Annotated in this window: 8 protein-coding genes; 5 read left to right on the plus strand and 3 right to left on the minus strand. The window is 56.4% G+C overall.

The window, feature by feature from the left end:
- Positions 1–17: 17 nt before the first annotated feature.
- Both lysS and LAT75_RS01100 read right to left on the minus strand, forming a co-directional pair.
- Positions 18–1,553 carry a lysine--tRNA ligase gene (lysS, locus tag LAT75_RS01095; protein ID WP_291480766.1) on the minus strand — a complete coding sequence of 512 codons (1,536 nt, stop codon included), beginning with the start codon at positions 1,551–1,553 and terminating at the stop codon, positions 18–20.
- Between the two features lie 111 nt (positions 1,554–1,664).
- Positions 1,665–2,270, minus strand: a complete 606-nt coding sequence (locus LAT75_RS01100; protein ID WP_291480767.1) for a hypothetical protein — start codon at positions 2,268–2,270, stop codon at positions 1,665–1,667.
- 109 nt (positions 2,271–2,379) lie between these two features.
- Between LAT75_RS01100 and LAT75_RS01105 the strand changes: the two genes are divergently transcribed.
- The 5 genes from LAT75_RS01105 (at position 2,380) to LAT75_RS01125 (ending at position 5,639) form a co-directional block, all read left to right on the plus strand.
- On the plus strand, positions 2,380–2,991 hold the full coding sequence (locus LAT75_RS01105; protein ID WP_291480768.1) for a 4'-phosphopantetheinyl transferase superfamily protein: 612 nt from the start codon (positions 2,380–2,382) through the stop codon (positions 2,989–2,991).
- 82 nt (positions 2,992–3,073) lie between these two features.
- The gene (amrB, locus tag LAT75_RS01110) at positions 3,074–3,820 is read left to right on the plus strand and encodes an AmmeMemoRadiSam system protein B (protein WP_291480769.1); all 747 of its coding nucleotides are present in this window, start codon (positions 3,074–3,076) and stop codon (positions 3,818–3,820) included.
- 51 nt (positions 3,821–3,871) lie between these two features.
- Positions 3,872–4,753 carry a Rossmann-like and DUF2520 domain-containing protein gene (locus tag LAT75_RS01115; protein WP_291480773.1) on the plus strand — a complete coding sequence of 294 codons (882 nt, stop codon included), beginning with the start codon at positions 3,872–3,874 and terminating at the stop codon, positions 4,751–4,753.
- On the plus strand, positions 4,737–5,069 hold the full coding sequence (locus LAT75_RS01120) for a methylated-DNA--[protein]-cysteine S-methyltransferase (RefSeq protein WP_291480770.1): 333 nt from the start codon (positions 4,737–4,739) through the stop codon (positions 5,067–5,069). Before LAT75_RS01115 ends, LAT75_RS01120 begins: the two co-directional genes overlap by 17 nt.
- A gap of 96 nt (positions 5,070–5,165) precedes the next feature.
- Positions 5,166–5,639, plus strand: a complete 474-nt coding sequence (locus LAT75_RS01125; RefSeq protein WP_291480771.1) for a hypothetical protein — start codon at positions 5,166–5,168, stop codon at positions 5,637–5,639.
- 620 nt (positions 5,640–6,259) lie between these two features.
- Here the strand turns inward: LAT75_RS01125 and LAT75_RS01130 are convergent.
- Positions 6,260–6,655 (minus strand): DUF559 domain-containing protein, encoded by a 396-nt coding sequence (locus LAT75_RS01130; protein ID WP_291480772.1) that lies wholly within the window; start codon positions 6,653–6,655, stop codon positions 6,260–6,262.
- Positions 6,656–6,992: the final 337 nt, after the last annotated feature.

A 6,992-nucleotide genomic window follows, 5' to 3' on the forward strand; every position in this document is an offset into this window, starting at 1 on the left:
TAAGATTCATCTTTTTTTTACTCCGGCCTCATGTGCGGGAAAAAGAGCACATCCCGGATAGATTCCTGATTGGTCATGATCATCGCCAACCGGTCGATGCCGATGCCGAGGCCTACTGTGGGGGGCATTCCGTATTCTAGGGCGCGCAGGAAGTCTTCATCAACCGTCATGGCTTCATCATCGCCGCCGGCGCGCAGGCGGGCCTGCTCCTCGAGGCGGTTACGCTGATCAATCGGGTCGTTCAGCTCCGTGAACGCATTGCAGACTTCCTTCCCGTTGCAAATGAGCTCAAAACGCTCTACGAGACCTTCCTTGCTGCGGTGCTTTTTGGCCAGCGGACTCATCTCAATCGGGTAATCCGTAATAAACGTAGGCTGAATCAGCTTTGGTTCAACATATTCGCCGAAAATTTCATCGATAATTTTTCCGACGCCCATCGTGTCATCGGTGCCAACTTTAAGCGATGCGGCAATTTTACGTAGCTCAGGTACTTCAAGGCCAAACAAATTGTGCCCGGTCGCTTCCTCAATCGCATCCAGCATGGTTACACGGCGCCATCCTTTTCCAAAGTCGATTTCATGGTTTCCAACCGTAACCTTAGTACTTCCATGGAGTTCGAGGGCTACTTTTCCAAGCATTTCCTCCACAAAATCCATCATCCAGTTATAATCTTTGTACGCAACGTATAACTCAACCTGTGTGAATTCAGGATTATGAAAACGGCTCATGCCTTCATTTCGGAAATCTTTGGCAAATTCAAAAACGCCGTCAAAGCCGCCAACTATAAGTCGTTTTAAATAGAGCTCGTTGGCAACGCGCAGGTACAGTTCCATATCAAGCGCGTTGTGATGGGTCACGAACGGGCGGGCTGAGGCACCTCCGTAAATCGGCTGCAGGATGGGCGTTTCTACCTCAAGGTAGCCGCGATCAGCCATAAAGCCGCGCATCACCCCGATCATTTTGCTGCGCTTGCGGAATACTTCGCGCACATGCGTGTTCACCACAAGGTCAACATAGCGCTGACGATACCGCAGTTCTTTATCCGAGAAGGCACTGTAGGTCACTTTTTTGCCGTCTTCTTCGGCTTCTTTGGCTACGGGCAGCGGACGAATCACTTTGGTGAGCAGTGTAAATTCCTCGGCATGCAGGGTCAGCTCTCCGGTGCGGGTTCTGAACAGGAAGCCCTTCACCCCAACAATATCACCCAAATCAATCAGCTTCTTGAAGATATCGTTGTAGTAGCCCTCGGGCAGGTCGTCGCGGGAAATGTAAACCTGAAGCACGCCCTCACTGTCCTGAAGGTTGAAAAACGCGGCCTTGCCCATAATCCGGCGGGTCATCATCCGGCCGGCAAGGGAAATGCGCTGAGCCTCCGGCCCGGCCTCTCCGTCAGTGATCCAGGCCTCTTCGTTGGCCTTTACCTGTGCCGTGTTGTGCGACACTTCGTACACGTTGGGATACGGGTTGATGCCTTTTTCAATTAACAGCCGCAGTTTTTCGCGGCGCTGTGCTTCGAGTTCGTGTTGGGAGAGTTCAGGCGTTTCGTTGCTCATAGCGATACTTTTCTTTTTTCTGTTGGAGGCGGCCCGATATGCTTTCAACGCCACATCTGCCGCCTGCATGTTTCTGATTAATAGGTATGGTTTTGATGCGCATCCATGGCGTCAATTCCCGGCTGCTTCCGCTTTGTCGCCCGGGGTCTGATCGAAAACGCTGAAGACAAACAGCAGCCCCAGCAGCGCCATGGTGAATCCGGCTACGCGGGTGTAGGTTTTGTGCAGCCGGTCAAACTCCAAATGAGCCACGCTCTTCAGGGCGTTTTCGGTGATTGAAAAATCGATGGGTACCGTTGACCTCAGCTCCGTGAGCCGGCCTCCGACCCGGATGGCGTAGTAGTAAAAGGCTGCCGTTACCAGCAGCACCACAATTGTTCTGAAGATGAGGTTCCGGTCCGTTCCGGCTTTGGTGTTCCAGGCCAGCACCATGCCGATCACAATAAGAAACAGGCTGAGGGATTCCATCATATTAAGCCGCAAAATGCTGTTGCCGGTCAGCTCGCCGCCAATCGTGCGGTACGAAACCGGCTGCTCGGGCATGGCAGGGTTCGAGCCCTCAAGTTCCCACTGCTGCGCAATGCCGAAATTAACGGGCGCCACGCCGTAGCCCAGCATGATAAACCCGCCGAGCCAGATGCCTGCCCCAAGCAAGATCAGCAGTTTCGACCAGCGCGCTCCGGTTGATTCCATCTGTGTGTTTAAAAGTCGGTTCAAAAAAGTTAGATTGCGTCGTCAACAAGCTGTGAGGGCCAATAAATCCAAAAATGCCTGTTCACAGCCGTTTCCACGCAAGTTTTACAAAATACGAAATTTTCAGGCGCATTTGAGCATCCTTTTCCGACACCGCCCGCCTTCGCAACCCGGCAGCATGGTGCTGCTCGCCGGCGGATTTGAGCCCGACTGCAGCGCCTACCGCGGGCTGCTGCTGGGGCAGCTGTTGCAGCAAGCCGGCCTTCCGGCGGCAGCGCCGGTTCTGGAGCGGGAGCAAGGCGGCAGACCCTTTCTGCGCTCCGGCGCACGGATCTGCCCAGTTTCGGTAAGCCATACCAAAGGCCTGTTGCTCGTAGCTCTCTCAACCGGTCCCGAAATCGGCCTTGATGCCGAGCACCGCGAACGCCGCGTGCCCGAGCGCCTCCAAAACCGCATCCGCTCCCTGAGCCGGCCCGCCCCCGAGGAGCACATCCCGCCCCTCACCCTCTGGACCCTCAAAGAGGCGTTCCTGAAAATGACCGGCACCGGTCTGCGCCACCCCATGAATCAGGTAAATGCCCGCCGCACCGGATCACATCATTATATATGTACCACCCTCAGCAGCACAGCTGAGCCCGTTGAAGCACAGCTGCTGAGCTTCGTGTGGCGCGACTACCGCATCGCTCTCTCGGTCCGCATCCCGGCCTCAAACTCCCTGCCCCCGCCCGATTCTTCGCGTTTGTGAGCCAAAGCCTGCTTATATTTGTAGCACGTTTTTGCAGTACAAATCCATCCCAATTTATTTGACATTCGACTCCTTCCTACCCATGAGCATTCCTTCTTACAGCCGGGAGCAAATCCTTGCCGGCCTCGACAAACACAGCCGTCAGGCCGATAACCGCGTGCGGGTTCTCTATGCCGGCCGCTACATCAAAGACTTCAATTTCGACGCCATGTGCCGGCTCTACACCAACATCCGCGGCGAACATTACGACGACGTCATCATCATAGAAGCATTCCCCGGCGAACACCCGCACCTGCTGCCCATGGTGAGCGTGCCCTCCTTCAGTACCCCGCTGGGCGAAGTGCCCGTAAACGACGCCCTCCGCAACGATTTTTGCGATGAAGACGACGATTTCTTCATCGATGATGCCGGCTACACAGATGACATGGCCGTTCACAACCACCTCATGATGCTGCAGTGTACCCTCGATTCCTTCCGGCTGCTGAGCATTCAGATTGTTCAGGCGCAGTCATCTATCGTGCGCGAACTCGCCAACGCCGTTTCCGAGCTCATGCGCGACCGCAACGCCCTCGTTATCGCCTGCGCCGACGCTTCCTCCTCTACCCCGGCTCAGCTTCAGAAGCTGCAGGATTACATCAACGGCAATTCGTTTTCCCGCATCAAAAACTACCTGAATACCGGTGATGCCGGCATCAGTGGCAGCGCGCCGGTTTCGGCCGCAAGCATGATCGCCGCCGAGTGGGAGCTCGAAACCCACCTCCACATCCCGGATACCGAGAAACCCGTTTGCCTTGCCGGCTACGCGCAGCTCAAAAGCCGCTCAAACTGATTCCCGCCGTCCGCCCTGCCTGCCCCATCCGCAAATATCATCCCCTGTACGATTGCCGGCAGCGGCAAACTTGCCCGCGCCCTCGCCCGTGCCATTTCCGAAAATGAACACAACGGCGGCGGGTTGCGGCTGAGCGGCATCTTCGCACGAAATAAAACCGCTGCAGCAGCAGTCGCACGAAATACCGGTGCACCGAAATACGGGCAAATCACAGACATCAGGCAGCTCGAAGGGCTGCTGCTGCTTTGTGTTTCGGATGATGCCCTCCCTGCCGTTGCCCGGCAGCTTGCCGGAATTCCCGCAGCCGGGGGCGCCCTCGTTGCGCACCTTTCCGGGGCACTTGACCTAAGCCCGCTCGCGTCCCTTCAGCAGCGGGGCATCGCCACCGGCTCCCTCCATCCGCTGCAAAGCTTTCCCGAAGGCGCCGGACCCGAAACCTTTCGCGGCATTTACGCAAGCCTGCTGGGTCCGCCGGAAGCAACCGCGCAGCTGCACCGGCTGGCGTCGGAACTCGGCTGCACCCCGCTTGAGGTAAGCGCGCAACAAAAAAAACAGCTCCACATCGCCGCCGTTTTCGCCTCTAATTATATGGTAGCGCTCGCGCACCTTGCCGGGCGAAGCGTGCCCGGTCTCGCGCTGCCCGTAACCGAAGTGCTGCGGCCCCTCATGGAAACCACGCTGCAGAACATTTTCGCCAAAGGCCCCACCGCAGCCCTCACCGGACCCGTTAGCCGGGGCGATACCGGCACCGTAGAAACCCACCTGCGCACGCTCACCGCCGATCCGTTTTTGCAGGATGATACCCTCCCCGCCGCCTACCGCCTGCTGGGGCGTGTCGCTGCGTCTCAGGCACTCAGCGACGGCCGCCTCAGCCCCGAAACCTACCGTGAACTCCTCACCCTGTTAAGCGAACCCCATGGCAGTGCCGGCTGACTTTTACGAGCGCGTGTACGAAGTCGTCGCGCACATCCCGCACGGGCGCGTAACCACCTACGGCGCCATCGCCCGGCACCTCGGCATCGGCCGCAGCGCGCGAATGGTCGGCTACGCCCTCAATCAGACCCTGAAAAGCGAGGGACCCGAGCTCCCCTGCCACCGCGTCGTGAACCGGCTGGGGCAGCTCAGCGGCAAAACTTACTTCGGCCCCGGCGTAATGGAAGCCCTGCTGCGGCAGGAAGGCATCGTTTTTCTGGATGATGACACCATCGATCTCGACCGGCACTATTGGGATCCGGCGGAGGTTCTTTAACTTATCGGGGGATGTGTTTCCGGGCAGTTTTCACCCACCACATCCGACAATAACGCCGTAACAGTCCCGTAAGCACGCCATCCTAAACCCAATCCTATGTTTTCATTTTTCAAAGGCCGGAAAAAAAGCAGCGAACCTGCGGAAAAAAAATCAAGCAAACCCGAGCTGCCGCACGAAATCCGGATCGAAGAACGCGAAAGGCCGCTTTTCGGGCGGGCGCTGCAGCTCTATATTTTCGTACATCACGTGCCGCACGAAAAACTGCCCGACGAACTCGCCGCGCAGCTGCGGCACACGAGCAACGCCGTTTACAGCCTCATTTTCAACTGGCTCAAAGACGGCAAGCCCTCGCTCGAATACATGGAATTTCTCAACGAGAAAGTGACCGAGCTCCGCAAGCTCGGTCCCGGGCAGGCCGCCCACTTCGAGATCCCCCCCGCACAGCTACACCACATCGAACTGCAGCAAATCGTGCGCATGCGCTTCCTCGACGAAGACCGCGAACACCCCGTGTACATCCGCTACGTAAAAGCCGAAGGCCGCTGCCGCCACAATGTAGAGAAGCCCTGATCCCTGATCCCCGGCAGTGCTTCACATCGCTATTTTTGGGGGGGAACTCCGTGCGCATCACGGTCAGCACAGCTTGTGGATAATCCCAACTCAACGGAATGCCCCGTGCTTTTTGGGATTCCGGCGCCCCGCTGCAATACAGGCAGTTAAAGAAAAAACCAAAAATCCGCGCAAATCCGGCCCAATCCGCAAAATCCGCGTGCCATCCACGCCCCGATGCGTGCAATTCCCCACTTGAGAGGGGATTCACCCGCATTTTGGGCATTTTGGTGCTCATAAGCGCTGGATTGGCTGTGGGTTGGTGTGTTTACCGGTTTTTTGGACATCTCGGTGCTTACAGGCGCTGGATTGGCTGCGGGTTGGCGTGTTTGCTGTTTTGTGGGCATTTCGGAGCTCAGAGGCTTTCCTTTTCCAGCGTCTGAGAAACAAAAATCCGCGCAAATCCGGCCAAATCCGCAAAATCCGCGTGCCATCCACGCCCCGATGCGCGCAATTCCCCTCTTGAGAGGGGTGCCCGGGTGAGCGCAGCGAACGGGCGGGGTGTGACCGCCCAGATGCCGGATTCGCCACGGCTGACACGGGATCCTGCATCAACCTACTTATTTTTTTTAAGAACGGATTCATAGCTCACCTCCCCTGGCCCGAAGTGAGTCATCATGCAGCCAGTTCCCGTCTGATGAAATGCCAAAATTCATAATGATGAATTCTGCAAGCTTCATCATCTCCTCATTCAGTCGTTTGCGGATTTTGACATCTCTGATGCTGTAAACATACAGGTCCAGGCTTTCAAGATACGCTGTTCTCGCTGAGTCGTACTCGCCTTTGTGTGCGTGTGAATACCCGTCAATTTCTATCACCACACCCAGCTGCTTCGCATAAAAATCAACAATATAGGGACCTATATTCTGTTGACGGTCAAAATCAATATTATAGAACTGCCCCCTTTTTACACGGTTCCAGAACAAAACTTCGGACAAGGTACTTTCATTGCGGAGTTTCTTGCTAAATGGTTTCAAATGCGTGCTTTTAGGCAGTTCTGAAACCTTTCTCTCCCCAATTGGGATGTCGTTGATATGGGTTATGATTTTAACCATTCGACCTCCGGAAAGAAAAACAACAACAACTGATTACACCCCGATACCCATCCACGCCCCACTGCGCGTAATTCCCCTCTCGAGAGGGGTGCCCGGGTGAGCGCAGCGAACGGGCGGGGTGTGACCACCCAGATGCCAGATTCGCCCCGGCTGACACGGAGCTATGCCCAGAGGTCGATTTTAATGCACCGGACCAGGGCGAGGCTACGATGGTCACACCCCACCCCGACCTCAAAAATACCGGCCCAAAACCCCGATA

The sequence above is a fragment of the Cyclonatronum sp. genome (assembly GCF_022565315.1).
Lineage (GTDB): Bacteria > Bacteroidota > Rhodothermia > Balneolales > Cyclonatronaceae > Cyclonatronum.